The sequence below is a fragment of the Nitrosopumilus oxyclinae genome (assembly GCF_013407165.1).
Lineage (GTDB): Archaea > Thermoproteota > Nitrososphaeria > Nitrososphaerales > Nitrosopumilaceae > Nitrosopumilus > Nitrosopumilus oxyclinae.
In genome coordinates this window covers 1,500,290-1,516,937 of record NZ_CP026994.1, presented here as the reverse complement: position 1 = coordinate 1,516,937, position 16,648 = coordinate 1,500,290, and the positions used below count along the sequence as shown (strand labels likewise).

19 protein-coding genes are annotated in these 16,648 nt (G+C 31.1%); 7 read left to right on the top strand and 12 right to left on the bottom strand.

All coding sequences use genetic code 11. The features are described 5' to 3' along the window. Nucleotides 1-33: 33 nt before the first annotated feature. From C5F49_RS09105 to C5F49_RS09095, 3 genes are all read left to right on the top strand, one after another. Nucleotides 34-528, top strand: coding sequence for a nicotinamide-nucleotide adenylyltransferase (locus C5F49_RS09105; RefSeq protein WP_179362657.1), 495 nt, complete (start codon nt 34-36; stop codon nt 526-528). Nucleotides 529-567: 39 nt separating this feature from the next. Next, on the top strand, nt 568-1,713 hold the full coding sequence (locus C5F49_RS09100) for a pyridoxal-phosphate-dependent aminotransferase family protein (RefSeq protein ID WP_179362656.1): 1,146 nt from the start codon (nt 568-570) through the stop codon (nt 1,711-1,713). Between the two features lie 82 nt (nt 1,714-1,795). Beyond that, complete coding sequence (locus tag C5F49_RS09095; protein WP_179362655.1) at nt 1,796-2,542, top strand: peptidylprolyl isomerase; 747 nt, start codon at nt 1,796-1,798, stop codon at nt 2,540-2,542. Here C5F49_RS09095 and C5F49_RS09090 read toward each other — a convergent pair. Next, on the bottom strand, nt 2,539-3,603 hold the full coding sequence (locus C5F49_RS09090) for a sn-glycerol-1-phosphate dehydrogenase (RefSeq protein WP_179362654.1): 1,065 nt from the start codon (nt 3,601-3,603) through the stop codon (nt 2,539-2,541). The two genes, C5F49_RS09095 and C5F49_RS09090, sit on opposite strands and share 4 nt — an antisense overlap. Nucleotides 3,604-3,678: 75 nt before the next feature. Here C5F49_RS09090 and psmB point away from each other — a divergent pair, with 75 nt between their 5' ends. Together psmB and C5F49_RS09080 are read left to right on the top strand one after the other, a co-directional pair. Next, entirely contained in the window at nt 3,679-4,311 is a 633-nt protein-coding gene (gene psmB / locus C5F49_RS09085) for an archaeal proteasome endopeptidase complex subunit beta (protein ID WP_179362653.1), read from the top strand. A gap of 7 nt (nt 4,312-4,318) precedes the next feature. Then, nucleotides 4,319-6,259 (top strand): beta-CASP ribonuclease aCPSF1, encoded by a 1,941-nt coding sequence (locus C5F49_RS09080; protein WP_179362652.1) that lies wholly within the window; start codon nt 4,319-4,321, stop codon nt 6,257-6,259. On the opposite strand, the gene sepF is transcribed toward C5F49_RS09080, so the two are convergent. Next, complete coding sequence (gene sepF / locus C5F49_RS09075) at nt 6,251-6,529, bottom strand: cell division protein SepF (RefSeq protein ID WP_179362651.1); 279 nt, start codon at nt 6,527-6,529, stop codon at nt 6,251-6,253. The genes C5F49_RS09080 and sepF overlap by 9 nt on opposite strands. 73 nt (nt 6,530-6,602) lie before the next feature. Beyond that, a complete protein-coding gene (locus tag C5F49_RS09070; protein ID WP_179362650.1) occupies nt 6,603-7,616 on the bottom strand; it encodes a tRNA (5-methylaminomethyl-2-thiouridylate)-methyltransferase in 1,014 nt (337 codons plus the stop codon). Nucleotides 7,617-7,687: 71 nt separating this feature from the next. On the opposite strand from C5F49_RS09070, the gene C5F49_RS09065 reads away from it, so the two are divergent. Further along, nucleotides 7,688-8,752 (top strand): M24 family metallopeptidase, encoded by a 1,065-nt coding sequence (locus C5F49_RS09065; RefSeq protein ID WP_179362649.1) that lies wholly within the window; start codon nt 7,688-7,690, stop codon nt 8,750-8,752. A 2-nt stretch (nt 8,753-8,754) separates the two neighbouring features. On the opposite strand, the gene C5F49_RS09060 is transcribed toward C5F49_RS09065, so the two are convergent. Genes C5F49_RS09060 through C5F49_RS09030 form a run of 7 tightly spaced genes read right to left on the bottom strand, consistent with a single transcriptional unit; the run spans nt 8,755 to nt 14,045 of the window. Continuing rightward, complete coding sequence (locus C5F49_RS09060) at nt 8,755-9,237, bottom strand: hypothetical protein (RefSeq protein ID WP_179362648.1); 483 nt, start codon at nt 9,235-9,237, stop codon at nt 8,755-8,757. Between the two features lie 11 nt (nt 9,238-9,248). Continuing rightward, nucleotides 9,249-10,091: a methyltransferase domain-containing protein gene (locus tag C5F49_RS09055; protein WP_179362647.1), complete on the bottom strand. Its 843-nt coding sequence runs from the start codon at nt 10,089-10,091 to the stop codon at nt 9,249-9,251. 29 nt (nt 10,092-10,120) lie between these two features. Beyond that, a complete protein-coding gene (locus C5F49_RS09050; protein WP_179362646.1) occupies nt 10,121-10,288 on the bottom strand; it encodes a hypothetical protein in 168 nt (55 codons plus the stop codon). Continuing rightward, on the bottom strand, nt 10,285-11,547 hold the full coding sequence (gene coaBC, locus C5F49_RS09045; protein WP_425489627.1) for a bifunctional phosphopantothenoylcysteine decarboxylase/phosphopantothenate--cysteine ligase CoaBC: 1,263 nt from the start codon (nt 11,545-11,547) through the stop codon (nt 10,285-10,287). The genes C5F49_RS09050 and coaBC overlap by 4 nt, the downstream gene beginning before the upstream one ends. Beyond that, nucleotides 11,528-12,367 carry a 3-methyl-2-oxobutanoate hydroxymethyltransferase gene (gene panB / locus C5F49_RS09040; protein WP_179362644.1) on the bottom strand — a complete coding sequence of 280 codons (840 nt, stop codon included), beginning with the start codon at nt 12,365-12,367 and terminating at the stop codon, nt 11,528-11,530. The genes coaBC and panB overlap by 20 nt, the downstream gene beginning before the upstream one ends. After that, complete coding sequence (locus C5F49_RS09035) at nt 12,360-13,124, bottom strand: 4-phosphopantoate--beta-alanine ligase (RefSeq protein ID WP_179362643.1); 765 nt, start codon at nt 13,122-13,124, stop codon at nt 12,360-12,362. The genes panB and C5F49_RS09035 overlap by 8 nt, the downstream gene beginning before the upstream one ends. 9 nt (nt 13,125-13,133) lie before the next feature. Next, a complete protein-coding gene (locus C5F49_RS09030; RefSeq protein ID WP_179362642.1) occupies nt 13,134-14,045 on the bottom strand; it encodes a pantoate kinase in 912 nt (303 codons plus the stop codon). 65 nt (nt 14,046-14,110) lie between these two features. On the opposite strand from C5F49_RS09030, the gene C5F49_RS09025 reads away from it, so the two are divergent. Next, entirely contained in the window at nt 14,111-15,091 is a 981-nt protein-coding gene (locus C5F49_RS09025; protein WP_179362641.1) for a phosphate signaling complex PhoU family protein, read from the top strand. Here the strand turns inward: C5F49_RS09025 and C5F49_RS09020 are convergent, their stop codons facing one another. Beyond that, nucleotides 15,092-15,607, bottom strand: coding sequence for an NUDIX hydrolase (locus C5F49_RS09020; protein WP_179362640.1), 516 nt, complete (start codon nt 15,605-15,607; stop codon nt 15,092-15,094). It abuts the gene before it with no gap. 25 nt (nt 15,608-15,632) lie between these two features. Continuing rightward, nucleotides 15,633-16,535: an AsnC family transcriptional regulator gene (locus C5F49_RS09015; RefSeq protein WP_179362639.1), complete on the bottom strand. Its 903-nt coding sequence runs from the start codon at nt 16,533-16,535 to the stop codon at nt 15,633-15,635. Nucleotides 16,536-16,648 lie beyond the last annotated feature (113 nt).

Genomic DNA, 16,648 nt, shown 5'->3' with positions numbered 1-16,648 from the left:
TAGTTTTTTAAAAAGAAATTTTCTATAGATGATATGGATGGTTTATTGATAGGAAGATTCCAACCTTTTCATCTGGGCCATCTTGAAGCATTACAATTTGCATTATCTAAAGTTGATAAATTATGGATAGGCTTGGGAAGCTCAAACAAACCTGTAGAAAAAAACAATCCATTTACTGCCGAACAACGAAAAGAAATGATTTTATCTTCTATTGATGATTCAATGAAAGAAAAAATTTCAATTTATTTTATTCCTGATGTTGATAATCATGTGAAATGGATTGAAAAAATAGATACTATTGTACCAAAATTTGATATAATTTTTTCAAATGATGATTTGACAAAGCATCTATATTCGAAAAGAAAGATTCAGGTTCTTTCGATTCCTTTTTTGAATAGGGAATCATTATCTGGAACCAATATTCGCGATCTTATAATTCGCGATCAAAAATGGGATAATCTAGTACCTTCTGGAACAAGAAATTTTTTGGAAAGAATTAGTGCTAAAGAACATTTGAAAAATCTCTAATTATAAATAAACCCCAAAATAACTGCTGATAGATAACATATGGAATATCTATCAATGCTTCCTGGTCCAACAAATGTACCTAATAGAGTAATGAGGGCAATGCTTGCACCTATCATCAATCACAGAAGTGATGATTTTGTAGAGTTGTACACTGATGTTGTTGATAAAACTCAACAAGTATTTGAAACACAAAATGATATTGTAGCTTTATCTGCATCTGGAACTGGGGCAGTTGAAGCAAGTGTTGTAAATTTAGTTAAAAAAGGTGACAAAATTATCATTCCTGTAAATGGAGAATTCAGTAGACGATTATCAGAATTAATTGAAGGTCAAGGAGGCAATGTTGTAAAACTTCAAACTCCACCAGGAGAAAATGCAACTTTTGATCAAGTTAAAGAAGCATTTGATAATAACAAGGATGTTAAAGCATTCTATGTTGTTCACAATGAAACTTCAACAGGAACAATGGTTAATTATCTTGATAAAGTATCTGATTTGACTTCAAGAAATGATGCATTCTATGTTGTAGATTCTGTTTCATTACTTGGCGGTGCTCCACTTCCAGTAGATAAATGGAATATTGATGTATGTATGACTGGTGCACAAAAAGCAATCGCTGCTCCTCCAGGAATTTCACCAATTTCTGTTAGTGCTAAAGCCAAAAAATACATGATTGAAAATCCACCCGCTACAATGTATTTCAATTTAGCAAGATACTTCAAATTTTATGATGGAGAAAAACACACTCCTTTCACACCAGCACTTCCATTACTTTATGCATACAGAGAAGCATTATCCATGATCTTAGAAGAAGGATTACAAAATGTCTTTAAACGTCATAAAGTTTGTTCAGATGCATTATACTCTGGTCTAAGTGCAATGGGATTATCTCCATTTGCAAAAGAAGAAGATCGTTCAATCTCAATTATTGCATTAAATTATTTGGATGGACTTGAAGACAAAACTTTCAGAAATACACTAGCTGACAAGTTCAAAGTACTAGTTGCAGGTGGGTTTGGTGATCTTAAAGGTAAAGTATTCAGAGTTGGATGTATGGGAGAAGTTAGTCCTTATCATGTAATGAGAACTATTTCTGCAATCTCAGCTACATTGACAATGATGGGATATAACGTTGATGCTCAAGCAGGTTTTAAAATAGCAGAAGAAAAATTAAAAGCTCTCTAAACCCTGTTAATTTGATATTATGAAAAATAATCTTATCCGTTTCTCGCTTAACTTAATATAAGGAAATTCGAAACCGATCTCATTGACTTTCATCAAAGGTTCACTAATTCTAGTAGATTATACTGCAAAGGTAAAAGATACTGAAGAAGTCTTTGATACAACAATTGAAGAAGATGCAAAAAAACATTCAATTCATGAACAAAATTTCAAGTATCAACCAAAACTAGTTTCTATTGGTGAAATTTCTTATCCTGTTCTAAAAGGACTTGATGAAGCACTTGCAAAAACAGCTGTTGGTGATAAACTTACAATTGAAGTAACACCGGACAAAGGTTTTGGTGAAAGAGATTCTGGCAAAGTTAGAATGATTCCTATTAGAAAATTAGGTGAAGATGCTGAGAAAGTTTCAGTAGGTGATTCTATTGAAGTTGATAATAAAAGAGGCATTATTCGTTATATTGGATCTGGTAGAGTTCAAGTAGATTATAATCACAGATATGCTGGAAAAACAATTTTGTTTGATGTCAATGTCATTAAATCTCTAGATACTCCAAATGATAAAATCGATAGCATTCTTAAAAATAGATTACCTGTTGAGGATACAAAAATTGCATTTGATTTGAAAGATAAAGAAGTGAACATTACAATTCCTGAGGAAATTTTACGTGCTGATGGATTACAAATCATGAAACACTTTATCCAACTTGATGTTTTCAAATTTGTTCCTACATTAGAAAAAGTTAGTTTTGTTGAAACACATGTGAACAAACAAGCTCAGGAAAAAAAGCCTGAAACAAAAGAAAAAGCCCCTGAACAAAAAACCGCTTAAGTTACATTTGTAGATTTTGCAATATTTTTAGCTCTTCGTTCTGTCATATCGATTTCTTTTAGAATTGTATATCTTTCTGGACGTAAATCTTGTGCAATCATTAATGCATCAATTATTTGTTCTTCCTTCAAATCAATCTGTTTTGCAGTAGTTGGTGCTCCTACATTTTTCAATGTTTTGACTATTTCTTTCCAGTTTTGTCCTTGAAGTTTTGAAATCATAATAGCACCTAACCCACATTTTTCTCCGTGTAATCCTTTACCTGGTGCAATTCTATCTAATGCATGTGAAAAAAGATGTTCAGCACCTGAACATGGTCTACTACTTCCTGCAATACATGATGCAACTCCTGCACTAATCAAAGCTTCAACTATTACTCTGGCATCTAGACCATTCTTGGCATATTGACTAGATTTTTCCATAACTATTTCTGCACTCATTATTGCTAAATTTGCTGAATATCTTCCGTAATATTCACCTGTTTTATCCCGTCCTAATTTCCAATCTTTAACAGCAGTAATATTTGCTACCAAATCTCCACAACCACTTGCTAGTAGTCTAGATGGTGCTTTTTTGATTATATCTATATCTACAAAAACACCTAATGGTGCTGTTGCTACAATTGAATGTGGTTTATCGCTTTTTATTGAAACAAAAGGACTTGCAATTCCATCATGTGATGCTGCTGTAGGTACACTGACAAATGGAATATCTAAATTAAACCCGATTAATTTTGCGGTATCTATTGAACGTCCACCTCCTATTCCTGCAATTATATCACTGTGATCTTTTTTTACATCATTTTGAATTTTTTTAAGAGTAGTAATCTGATTATCTTTTGATGTATGCCAAACAAATTTAATTTTTTTACTTTTTAATGATTTTTCAATTTTTTGTTTAAGAATTTTTTTTACATTAATTCCTGAAATTAATGACACTTTCTTAGGCTTAGTTAAACTTTGAAGAAATCCTGCAAATTCATTGATATTTTTTTCACCTACAACGATCTGTCTAGGTAATTCCATCGTGTGTGAATCCATGCGATCTTGATTTGTTCTCATTATTTATGATTTCAAGGGATCAAAAAGTTATTTAAAAGGGGCCGATTCCCTTTACTTTATCTTAATAGGTGTATTTTGTCAAATAACGTTGAAGAAAAAATTCTGCATGGGACTACCACAGTAGGTATCAAGGCCAAAGACGGCGTCGTATTATGCGCCGACATGAGAGCCAGCGCAGGCTATTTTATTGCAAATAACAATACTATGAAAATCCAACAAATTGATCAACATGCTGGACTTACCCTGGCAGGTGGTGTTGCTGATGCTCAAAATATCGTGGATATCTTACGTTATCATTCTAATCTTCACAGAGTTGAAAAACAAGGTGACATTTCTATTCATTCACTAGCAAGATTATGTTCATTGATATTTCATCAGAATAGAGGATATCCATTCATGGCTGATATCTTACTTGGTGGATATGATGCAAATGGTCCGTCATTGTTTAATGTTGATATGTTTGGATCAGTTGAAGAGAAATCATATGTTACAACTGGTAGCGGTTCTCCAGTAGCTTATGGTTTACTTGAAGAAGAATACAAAGAAGACCTTACGATAGAAGAAGCAAAACAAGTAGCTCTAAGAGCTGTTAAAGCCGCAATAACTAGAAACATTGGTACAGGCGATGGAATTAACATCGCAGTTATGGACAAAGACGGTTTCCGTCTATTAACCGATGAACAAAAGAAAGCCGTCATCGAACTTTAGTGATTTAATGCAACGTAAATATCAAGAAAAAGAATTACCTCCTACTAGCCAGAATATAATGGCCACCATACTGCAAAGTATACCTAAAGAGGCAAGTGTAACAAAAATAGAATATGAAGGACCAAGAATTGCTCTTTATACAAACTCTCCACGCTACTTGATGGAAAACAATGATACAATTTCTAATCTTGTAAATATAATTAAAAAAAGAATTGTTGTTAGAACTGATGAATCAATAAGAAAACCTGAAGCTGAAGCAAGAAAAATTTTGGCTGATTGTGTACCAAAAGAAGCTAATCTACAAGGAACTATTTTTGATACCGCAACAGGTGAAGTGTCAGTTGAAGCAAAAAGACCTTGGTTGTTACAAAGGAATGCAAAAGAATTCAATCATGCTGAAGTAACTGAAAAGATAGGTTGGAGATTACGAATTAGAAAAGCAACAACTATTCCTTCGCGTACAATTCAAACAATTAATGCGACTCTAAAACAAGCCTCTGTTGAAAGAGGTAAACAGCTAAAACAAGTAGGTGATGAAATTTTCAGACCTCGATTATCTCAAAGAACTGAAGTGTCTCTTCATACTCTTGGTGGATTTGGTCAAGTAGGACGATCTTCAATGTTACTATCTACTCCTGAAAGTAAGATCTTAGTTGACTGTGGAATTAATCCTGGTGCACGTTCTCCAATGGACGCATTTCCAAGATTAGATTCTCTAAACATAACACTAGATGAACTTGATGCTATAGTTATTGGACATGCTCATTTGGATCATACTGGATTTTTACCGGCATTATGCAAATATGGATACAAAGGTCCAATCTATTGTACTGAACCTACATTACCGATGATGAATTTGATTCAATTAGACGCAATCAAAGTAGCTGCTGCTCAAGGCAGGACTCCAATTTATGCTGAACGCGATGTAAAACAAGTCATGAGACAAACAATTACTTTACCATATGGAACCGTAACTGATATTTCTCCTGACATTAAACTAGTTCTTGCAAATGCAGGTCATATTCTAGGTTCTGCATTATGTCATTTTCATATTGGAAATGGTGATCATAACTTTGTTTATTCAGGTGATATTAAATTTGGAAAAAGTATTTTGTTTGAAGCTGCTAGTTGGAACTTTCCAAGAGTTGAAACTTTATTGATAGAAAGTACGTATGGTCTTAAAGAAGATATTCAACCAACCAGACAACAAGTAGAATCTTCTTTCATCAATGCTGTAAACAACACACTAGCTGATGGTGGTAAAGTTTTGATTCCTATACCAGCAGTTGGACGTGCACAAGAAATTATGATGGTAATTGATCACTATATGAAATCAGGAGAAATGGTTGAAGCCCCTGTATTTACAGAAGGAATGATTTCAGAGGCATCAGCAATACACGAATCTTATCCTGAATATCTTGCAAGAGAACTTAAACAAAAAATACTAGAAACTGATGATAATCCATTTGATTCTGAATACTTTACTAATATTGAACATGCCGATGCTAGAGAAGAGCCTATGAGGGATAATTCACCATGTATTATTTTGGCAACATCTGGAATGTTAGAAGGTGGACCTGTTTTAGAATATTTCAAAAATATTGCACCTGATAAAAAGAACAAAGTGTTGTTTGTTTCTTATCAAGTGAATGGAACTTTGGGAAGACGAGTTCTTGATGGATCTAAACAAGCAACTATGTTAGGCAAAGAAGGAAAAGTTGAAGTTGTTTCAATTAACTGTGGTGTTGAAAAATTAGATGGTTTTAGTGGACACAGTGATTATAATCAATTAATGTCATTTGTACAAAGATTAAGACCAAAACTTCGTCGTGTTCTAGTTAATCATGGTGAACGCTCAAAATCAGAAAACCTTGCAATGAATATCAGACGAATGTATAAGCTACCTGCACATTACCCACAAGTTCAAGAAGCAATAAAATTATTTTAGATCGTATTCAGGTTTCCAGATCTTTATACTGGATGGTGCAATTATAATTCTCTCCTCACCTAATCTTGCAATTTCAGCATCTTCTGCTTTTGCAATAGAATACAATTCTTCAACTACTTTACGAAGTTGTTCCACATCTTTTTGTGCTAATGGTGTAACTCTTAGAATCAATATCATATTTTTTTTGATGTCTTCTTTGATAGAATGAACATCACTAATGTCTCTAATTGTTATTGCCTTTAGATATGTAGAATTTTCTTGTTTTTGCATCCTTGTTGAAAATGAGAACTACTTATTCAAAAACTCTTCCTTAGTTTTAACTAATTTTTAAAATATTTCACGCCTACATTCTAAATTTAAGATAAGATTGTTCTTCTGCACATTCAGAACTAACTTCATCAGTTGAATCTCCATTTTTAACAGAAACTACACTGTGTCCACTTTTTGGCGCATCTGAATATCTTAAAGTTACAGCTGATGCAAATTCTACATGTAACTTTGCATTCTTACCACGTAAGATTGAAACTGGTCCAACGTAATCTTTAGCCTCAAGTAAAATATCGTCAGGCAAAGCTAATGCTTTAATCATTTCATTTTCATCTTTGTGTCTTCCAACAACAAATTTTGTTTCTTCATCTAATCTAAAATGTCTTCCAATTTTTAACAAATCAATCTCATTAATTGTTGGAGTTTCTATATGATCAAACAAATCTTTAGCTTTAATTCCAAATTGTGGTTCAGTTAACAAACAACCACCACCTGCATTTGGCGGATTTTCAATTCCATATTCTTTAGCCATTCGCATTTGAATTTTTCTTTGTCTTCCTTTAATCATTCCAAGGTTTTCTCTTTTGATCAAACCATCTTTTTCAGCATCTGATGGTGGTAATAATCCAGCAGATAATGGTCTTACAATTTTTCCTTTCAAATTAGATTCATTTTCAATAATATGTAATGATGGTGCATGTTGACTCATTGGACGTTGACCTAATACTTCTCCTGAGATAATAAATTCTGCACCAATTTCTTCCATGTGTTTTTTTGCTGCATCAAACATCATTGTTCTACAATCAACACATGGATTAAATCCAGCACCGATTCCGTGCTTTGGATGTTTTAGCATCTCGATATATTCATCACCAAGATAAACTGTTTTTAAATTCACATTGAGATCATCTGCTCTTTCTCTAATTTCAAAACCACATCCTCTTCCACAATCAAAATCACAAAATGGAGTTTTAATTGCTACAGCTGATACATCAAAACCCTGTTCCTGCATCATTCTAACTGCAAGCTGGCTATCTAAACCGCCAGATAGTAATGCAACTACTTTCTTCTTTTCTTTTTCTTCAGCCACTGCGATCTGGCTCAATTTTCCATATACAAACTTTACATCATACATAAATTGAGAATTAGAGATATCTGAGTATGAATATACGTAGAAAGAATCTTTTGAAATATGCCCAGCAAATTGATTGTGATACTTTGGTTACATTTGAGCCTGAAAATTTGTTTTACATGACTGGGTTTTGGGGTGAGGCGATTGGATTACTTGAAAAAAATGGAAAAACCACAATTATTGCACCTGAACTTGAAGTTGGTAGAGCAAAAGATGAATCTGTTGATTGTAATGTAATTACAGCAGAACGAGGAGAAGGTCTGATTACCTCATTAATTAAAAAAATTAAGAAAAATCGAGTTTGCACTGATTGCCAAAATTATTCAATAATGATGTCATTAAAAAAATCAATTCCAAAAATTAAATCATCAACTGACCCATTTTACAATGCTAGAATCATAAAAGATGAAAAAGAAATCCAAATTCTCAAAAAAGCATCTAAAATAATTGATGAAATGTTTCAAATTTGTACTAAAAAAATGAAAATTGGTCAAAAAGAATCTGAATTACAAACAATTCTGATGACATATGCTATGGAACAGGAAATGTTTGATACAGGATACAAATCTACGCTTAATCCCTTAATTATTGCTGGAGGTCCAAATGGTGCATTACCACATGCTCAAGTTACAAATAGGAAATTCAAAAAAGGAGACTTAGTCGTAACTGATCTTACATTAAGATACAAAGGGTATGTTTCTGATGCAACTAGAACATTTGCAATAGGAAAAATTTCATCACAAGCAAATGAAGCATATGAAATTGTTAAAGAATCTCAAAGACTTGGTTTAAAAGCTGTTAGACCAAATATTGATTGCAAAGATATTGACTTTGCATGTAGAAAATACATTGATGATCAAAATTATGGCAAATACTTTATTCATTCAACAGGTCATGGAATTGGATTAGAAGTTCATGAATTACCGACTGTTTCTTATCGAAGCAATACAAAATTAAAAGAAAATATGGCAATAACTGTGGAACCTGGAATTTACATTGAAAATAAATTTGGAATTAGAATAGAGGATTCACTAATTGTAAAAGATAGACCAATTATAATGCATAAATTTACTAAAGATTTAGTAACAATTTGAGCCTAGTCGTAATAGTTTACTAGATCAATAATGTATTTTGATTCTGAATTATTCGAAGAAATTTTTTCTGAAATTACGTTTACATTCCAATCATAATTCATTTCACCCTTATGTGATATGAAATTTAAATTCACCTTGTATTCTTCAGAATTTACATTTGTTACAGTTAGATCGACTGTAGTCTTTTTATGATCAAAAATTTTCTCTTGAGGATACTCTTCACTTATTTTATTCTCTAATGCTTCTAAGACAGTTAATCCTGAATTATTTGGACCATCATACTTCATTAAAATATCTACAATTTTTTGATTTTCATCACTTAGTTCTGGAAAACTCTTTTCTAGTGTTCCTTTTGTCATTTCTGGAATTACAAATACCACAAACATTGCGATCAAAGCAAGGTAGATTGGAGCTCTTTTTTTCAAAAATGACTTGAAATCATTCTTCTTCGGCTTATCTTCCTTTTTTTTACTTTCTTTACCCATGTCTCTTCAATCTAGTTTTTAGCACCTAGAATTAAAACTTGCCAAGGAAATAAAATTTCTCCATTTTTCTTTGTATATTGTAATGTTTTATCTTTGACTAGTTGTTTCAATTCTTTTCTTTTTGAATAATCTAAATTATTTAGCTTTTCTTTTAGTGGTTTTGCAATGTATTTTAGATAATTTCTCCAATAATCTTCAAATTTTCCTGGACTGAAATGAAAGACATAATCTTTTACAGTAATTTTTGAGAAACCTGCTTTACTTACTTCATTTTTTAAAGCTGATTTCGTCCCAAATCTATCAAGATCTGGAGAACCTGGTGGTACATAATCTGGAATGTACTTGGTAACTGAATCTATGATATTGCTAAAGAAAGGAACAGAATCTTTACTTCCGTGGACAGAAATCCCAATATTCCCAGATTTTTTAAGGCTATTTTTCATATTTTTTAATGCTTTTTGAGCATTAGGAAAGAAAAATAATGCATATTGACATGTAACAACATCAAATTTTTTAGAAAAATTAAATTTTTCAGCATCAATATTTACAAAATCTACATTTGATTTTTTACCATTCCATTTTTTTGCAATTTTAATTGCCGTACTTGAAGTATCTACTCCTATCACATATCCTGATTTTCCTATCTTTTTTTGAATTTGATTTGTTACTACTCCTGTACCACATGCAACATCCAATACTGCATCACCTTTGTTGATATTTACTAATTCTACTAGTTTTTTTGTACTTTGAAATGGTCCTTTATTTACACTAGCCCATCTCTTATGATATCTAGGAGCAACTTCATTCCAAATTTTCATATTTCGTTGTTTGTATTCTGAATGAATAATTTTCATCTAACTACTTTCACCTTATTTGATCTATTTTATGTCATCTCTTCTAAATCTGATTTTAATGTTCTACCAGTTTCATGATAATATTTCTGTTCAATCATTTTTAATTTATCATTTAATTTTTTATTTTCTGATTTAGATAATTTTATTTTAGTTTCTTTATAGTCAGATACTAATCTTCTAAGTTCGGATTTTTTCATTTGATTTTTACTTCAATTTGTTTTCTGATAAACTTGGCAATTTTTTCTTTATCCATCCATCTTGAGACAATATTTTTTTTGGAATCCACAATAATGACTTGATTTTTTTGAGAATTTTTCTTGTATCTCATTGAACCAACATCATTTGCAATAATCATATCTGCTGTTGATTCTTTTAATTTTTTTTCAGCTGATTTAATTAATTGATTTTTTGTTAGATTTGTTTCTGCTTTAAAACCTACAAGTAATACGTTTTTTTGATATTTTTTTACTTGATCTATGATTTTCGGAGCTTTTTTGAGGCTAATAGTAATTCTTGACTTTGAACTTTTGATTTTATTTTTACTTTGAATTATAGGTACATAATCTGCAACAGCTGCAGCCATAATTACAATATCAAATTTTTTCTTTAATTCTGATTTTATAGCCAAATGCATTTCTTTACTAGATGAGACATTGATAATTTTTGCACCTTTTGGTGGTTTTTCTTTTCCTGGTCCATAAACAAATGTAACTTTAGCTCCTGCAGAAATTAATTCTGTTGCTAAACTTACTCCTGTCTTTCCAGAACTATGGTTTGTAATTGCACGTACAGGATCTATCTGTTCGACAGTTGGTCCTGCAGTCATCAACACTTTTTTATTTTTTAATATGGATGCAAATCCAAATTTTTTTAACACATTCTCTAAAACATCTTCAGGTTCCGGAGATTTTGCTTTACCTTCAATTAGTTTAGGAGAAAGAAATTCAATTTTATTTTTTAGAAATTCAATATTTTTTTTAACAGCTGAATTTTCATACATTGATGCATGCATAGCAAGACACATCAAGATTGGAATTTTTGATCCAAATCCTACTGTGAGAACTGTTGATACAGGCGTATCATCAATCCCATTAGCTAATTTTCCTAATGTATTTGCAGTTGCAGGATATACTATTAGAAGATCAGATTGATTATAATCTGCTAATCTGATATGTTCTAGTTCACCTGTAAGCTTTGTAATTACTTCATTACCTGTTGCCCATTTGAAATATTCTGGTTGAATTAGTTTTGTGACTGCGTTACTTGTAACACATGTTACATCAGCTCCATGTCTCATTAGTAATCTTGCAAGTTCAATTGCTTTGTAAGCTGCAACACTACCTGCCACACACAAAACAATTTTTTTCCCAGATAACTCTACACCATGTGAACTAACTATGTCTAAAGACGGATGATCTTTTCTTTTTGATTTCTTTTTAACTACCAAGTGCTTCACGTAACTTTTTTAATTCTTCTTCATTCATTGAAAATGAGTTCTCTTTAGTAGGAAATGAACCTGATTCAACATCAGTTCTATATTCTTCAAGTGATTTTACAATATCTTCAGATAAATTCATGTATCTTTTGGCAAATTTTGGTTTAATTTTATCATACATGCCTAACAAATCTTGAACAACCAATACTTGTCCATCACAATTTACACCAGAACCTATCCCTATGGTGGGAATGTTAACTGATTCAGAAATAATCTGTCCAACCTCATTACTAACCATTTCTAATACAATACTGAAAACTCCTGCCTCTTCTAACCCCTTGGCATCTTCAATTAACTTCATTGCACTATCTTTTGTTTTGCCTTGAACTTTGTATCCTTCTGAAAGCATCGTAGTTTGTGGTTGAAGTCCAATATGTCCCATTACAGGAATTCCTACATCCACTATTGCACTAATTGTTTCAGCCATAATTAAACCACCTTCAAGTTTTACTGCATCTGCACCGGATTTAATTAATCTACCAGAATTATTTATGGCATCTTCAATACTTGCCTGGTATGACATGAACGGTAGATCTGCTACTAGTAGAGAATTTTTTCTTGCTCTACTAACAGCTTCAGTAAACATACACATTTGATCCATTGTAACAGGAATTGTATTTTCATATCCTAGCATTACCATTCCGGCACTATCTCCAACTAACATTACATCAATTCCTGCTCTATCACATAATGAAGCAAGAGTGTAATCATAACTTGTAATTACAGAAATTTTCTTTTTCTCTTTTTTCATATTAATTATATCTTGAACAGTTTTATGCAATTTTGGCTCTCCTATCCAAATTATTTTTTATTTGAATTACATTTTCTCTTAGATTCTTTTTATTATCAAAATTATCAACAATTTTTTGAAGACTCTTTTGATTTTTTTTTGATAGTTTTTTTAATTCAATTATTAGTAAATCAATTGCTCTGGTTACATTATCTACAATTGTAATATCTGCTGTCTGTGATGTTCTGGAGAGTGGATTTAGATCAAATGTTATGACTATTTTTCCAGCTTTTCTTAGTGCCATTGTTCGATCTCCGTCTTCTAAAGGAACTACTACAACATCTGCCACAAATATTCCATTTTTATCTACAATTCTTCTTGCAGAATCTATGCCTGGTAATTTTTTAGATGATGTAGTTTTAGAACCTAAAATTTCACTGGCACCATTTTTTTTCAAAGTTTTAATGATTGACAACTTTCTTTTTTCATTAGTATAGAATAGATTTACCTCAAGTTTTGCTTTGATTTGTTTTGATAGTTTTACAATTTGTTTTGGACATAATGCTGCTATATTTCCATTAACTGAGATTACTGGTAATTTTGCTACAAGTAATTGGGCTGCTGCAGCCTTGATAGCTTGTTTAGCAGCCTTGCCTGTTTTTTCTCCTAGGAGATAATCAAATGCCTCTCCTCTACCTTGAGCTAAAAGGCCTTCTTTAGCAACCAGTCCATTATCAAATCCTTCAACAAGTTTCTCACGAATTAAAAGAGATTTAGCTCTAGGGTGAGATTTGGGAATTAATGACATAATTTCTAATTAATTATTTAAAACTCTGGCCCCATCATCATCTAACACTGATTTTATTAAAATTCCATCAGAATATTTTTGTAAAATATCCAAAACTTTAGATTCTTCTTTTTGTGGAATCATAGAAAAAATTGTTTCTCCAAAAAGGGCGATTCCACATTTAATATTATTTTCAGATAACTCTTTTACTATTTTTTGCATTCTAGGAGTCATTACATCTACATACTTTGCAAATTCCAATGACATATCTTGAAAATGATCATAATCTTTTGATTCTATTAATTGATTTACCATTTTTCCACCTAACCCATTAATTTGGGATAAACGTTCTTTGATGAATTTATTTGTAGAAATTGGAGAAAAACAAATCATAATGATTGAAATTTTTTCTGTAGGAATTTTTTCAACATGTCCAATTCCTGGTGCACCTGGTTTAACTCTAATTTCAAATCCTCCATGATATGATGCTAAGACATCTCCTAGTCCTGTTTTACAATTTATTTCAGCATTATGAGCAATTTGTCCGATAATTGTTTTTTCTAATTTAGTTTCAAGTGCTTGATCTAATGCAAATGATAATGATAATGCAACTGCACTACTAGATCCTAAACCATAACCCACTGGAACTGATATGTTGTGTTCTATGTCAAAAAATTTATCTGAAAATTCTCCTAATTTTAAAAATTCATTTAATACGTATTGTGAAACATCTGTTTTATCTGATTGATATCCATGTGTTGTAATTTTAAAATTTGATTTTTGATTATCTTTTGTTTCTATTTTTACTTTAGTTGTCACTCCTTGATTTATTGAAAAACCTGCTCCCATTGAGCCTAAACTTTCTAAATTATCCCCATGCCCTTCTAAATGGGCTTTAAAAAAACCTGTAATGTGTGCTGGACAAAATGCTGTAGCCTCCATTGATCTGAGTTTAAACTTTACACAAAATATAAGAATATGGCTTAAATTAATTATATTAGTATAAATTGACTAAATTTATTCGACGACTGCAAAGAATTGGAAGTAGCATACTAGTTTCATTACCTAAAGAGTGGGTCGATGCAAATAATCTAGATAAAGGTAATCAGGTTGAAATAGAAACTGGTCAAGATAGTATTTCAATATCTGCAAATAAAGAAACTCGACCAACAAAAGAACTTGTAATTTCATATCCATTACCTAAAGAAGAAAATATTGTTGCAAACATAACAGGTGCGTATCTCTTAGGATATGACATTATTGTAATCAATTCAAAATCTATCATCCCTGGAAAAGATAGAGAAGACATTCGTAATTCAATGAGACGATTAGTTGGTATGGAGATAATTGAAGAGGATGCATCTCACATTAACATGCAATTTCTCTTAGATGCAACAACACTAAATCCATCAAAAATTCTCAAACGAATGAGTTCCATTGCACTTGGAATGTATGATGATGTTTTAAATGGATTAATTTCAGATGATAAATCTAATCTTCAAACATTGTCTAAACGTGATGTTGAAGTAAATAGACAATATTTTTTATTAGTTCGTTTAATTCGCAGTACATTAGTTGACAAAAGACTGTCAAATGTATTTAATTTAGAAAATATTGATGTACTTGATTATAGAGTTGCTGCAAATGTTCTTGAAAATGCAGGTGATTCTATTGTTGAATTAGCTATTTTCATCTTTAATTTTTCATTATCAAAAGAGTTTTCTAAAAAAATTTATGATGTTGTAAAAGATTTTAATAAACTTGCAGAAAAATCTATTGATGCTTTTACAAAACCTGATAGGCTTTTAGCTATTGAAGCAATTTCTATGCATAAACAATATGAAAAAAAACTTAGTTTACTCAGAAACACATTAGGAAATAAAAAACAAATTCCATTAGATTTTCTTGATCTTGTATACATGTTTGAAAGAATTGCACAATCTTGGGCTGATGTTGCAGATCTTGTGCAGCCTATCTATAATGAATAATTAGTATAATTTTTTCTTTGCAGCATATGTTAAAACTGCACATATTGTCTTTGAATCTTGAATTTTACCAGTTTTTATCATTGTAAGGAGTTTTTTGAAATCCATTTTTACTACAGATAAAATTTCATCTTCATCAAGCTTCAGATCAGATATTTTCTTCAATCCTGAGGCTAGAAAGCAATGAATTATCTCCTCATTATAGCCAATTGATGGATAGTAAGTAATGAGAGGAGTCATTTTTTTGGCTCTATATCCTGTTTCTTCTTCTAATTCTCTAAATGCACATTTTACTGGTTCTTCTTTTTTTTCTAATGTCCCAGCAGGAATTTCTAAAACATATCCGTGTGGAAACCTGTGTTGTTTAACAAGAATTACTTTTTTATTTTCATCAAATGCAAGCATGGCTGCAGCACCTCTATGTTTGATAACTTCTCGTTTAACTTTTCTACCTTCAATTTTACCATCATAAACACTAAGACCTAAGATTTTTCCTTCATAGATCTTTTTCTCTTTCATATAATTTGTAGAAAATTATTCTTATTTAATTGGTTTGATATGTTAAATGTAATTTTGGTGATTTTTTGAAATCATTTATAGCTTTTTCTATCCATTTTATGTAAAATGACATCTTCTTTGGGATAAACAAGTCAACTGATTTTACATTTTTAATTTTTCTAATTTTTTGTGTTAATTCATCCATTTTGAAAATATTGTCACTGTACATAAATAATACAATTTGATTTTTTGCAATAAATGGAATTTGTAAGTATGAGTTAGAAAATGAATTATTCAAACTCTCTAAAGTTTCCTTTAGATCTCCTTCTATCCATGTAAGAATGGCATGTGGAATGAAATTTTCAATTTTTTTAGGATCATAAACTAGTGTAAATTGTATTCCTTCATTTTCATGTAATTTTTCTATACATCTTGTAATTGTTTTTGTTGACATTTTTGTATTTCTTGCTATTTGTTCTATTCTTTGTCTAGGATCTTTGATTAATTCTTCTAGAATTTCTAAATCTGTTTTTGTAAGATTGGAACTATATCCTGGATTTTCTGCTTCAAAAATAGATAACACTCTAACATCTTTCATCAATTTTTTTGCAAGTTCAATTTTTTGATTGACATTTTCTTTTATAGAAATTCCACAAACTGTTATTCCACCAACACATGGTACTACAAAATATGGTTCACCTACAAGACTTGCTTGTTCTAAAATTTCTGTAATGTTTTCTCCTGATACAACAAAATACAAAACTCCATATCCCAAGACTGGAGGTTCAACTTTGACAAAAAATTCTTCAATTATCTTCTTTTCAATCATTTTTCGGATTCTGGCTCTTACTGCTCCTCCTGATATTCCTAATTCTATGCCTATTTGTCGATCTGATTCTCTGCAATTATTTAATAATCTACTCATAATTTTGATATCTAAATTGTCCAATATATCACCTAAAATGACTCCATTAACAATAGAAATTACTAATATGTTATAAAATTGTCTATACTATTAGCACTATGTATCATATACGTTAAATATCAGACTATTTCATGTTT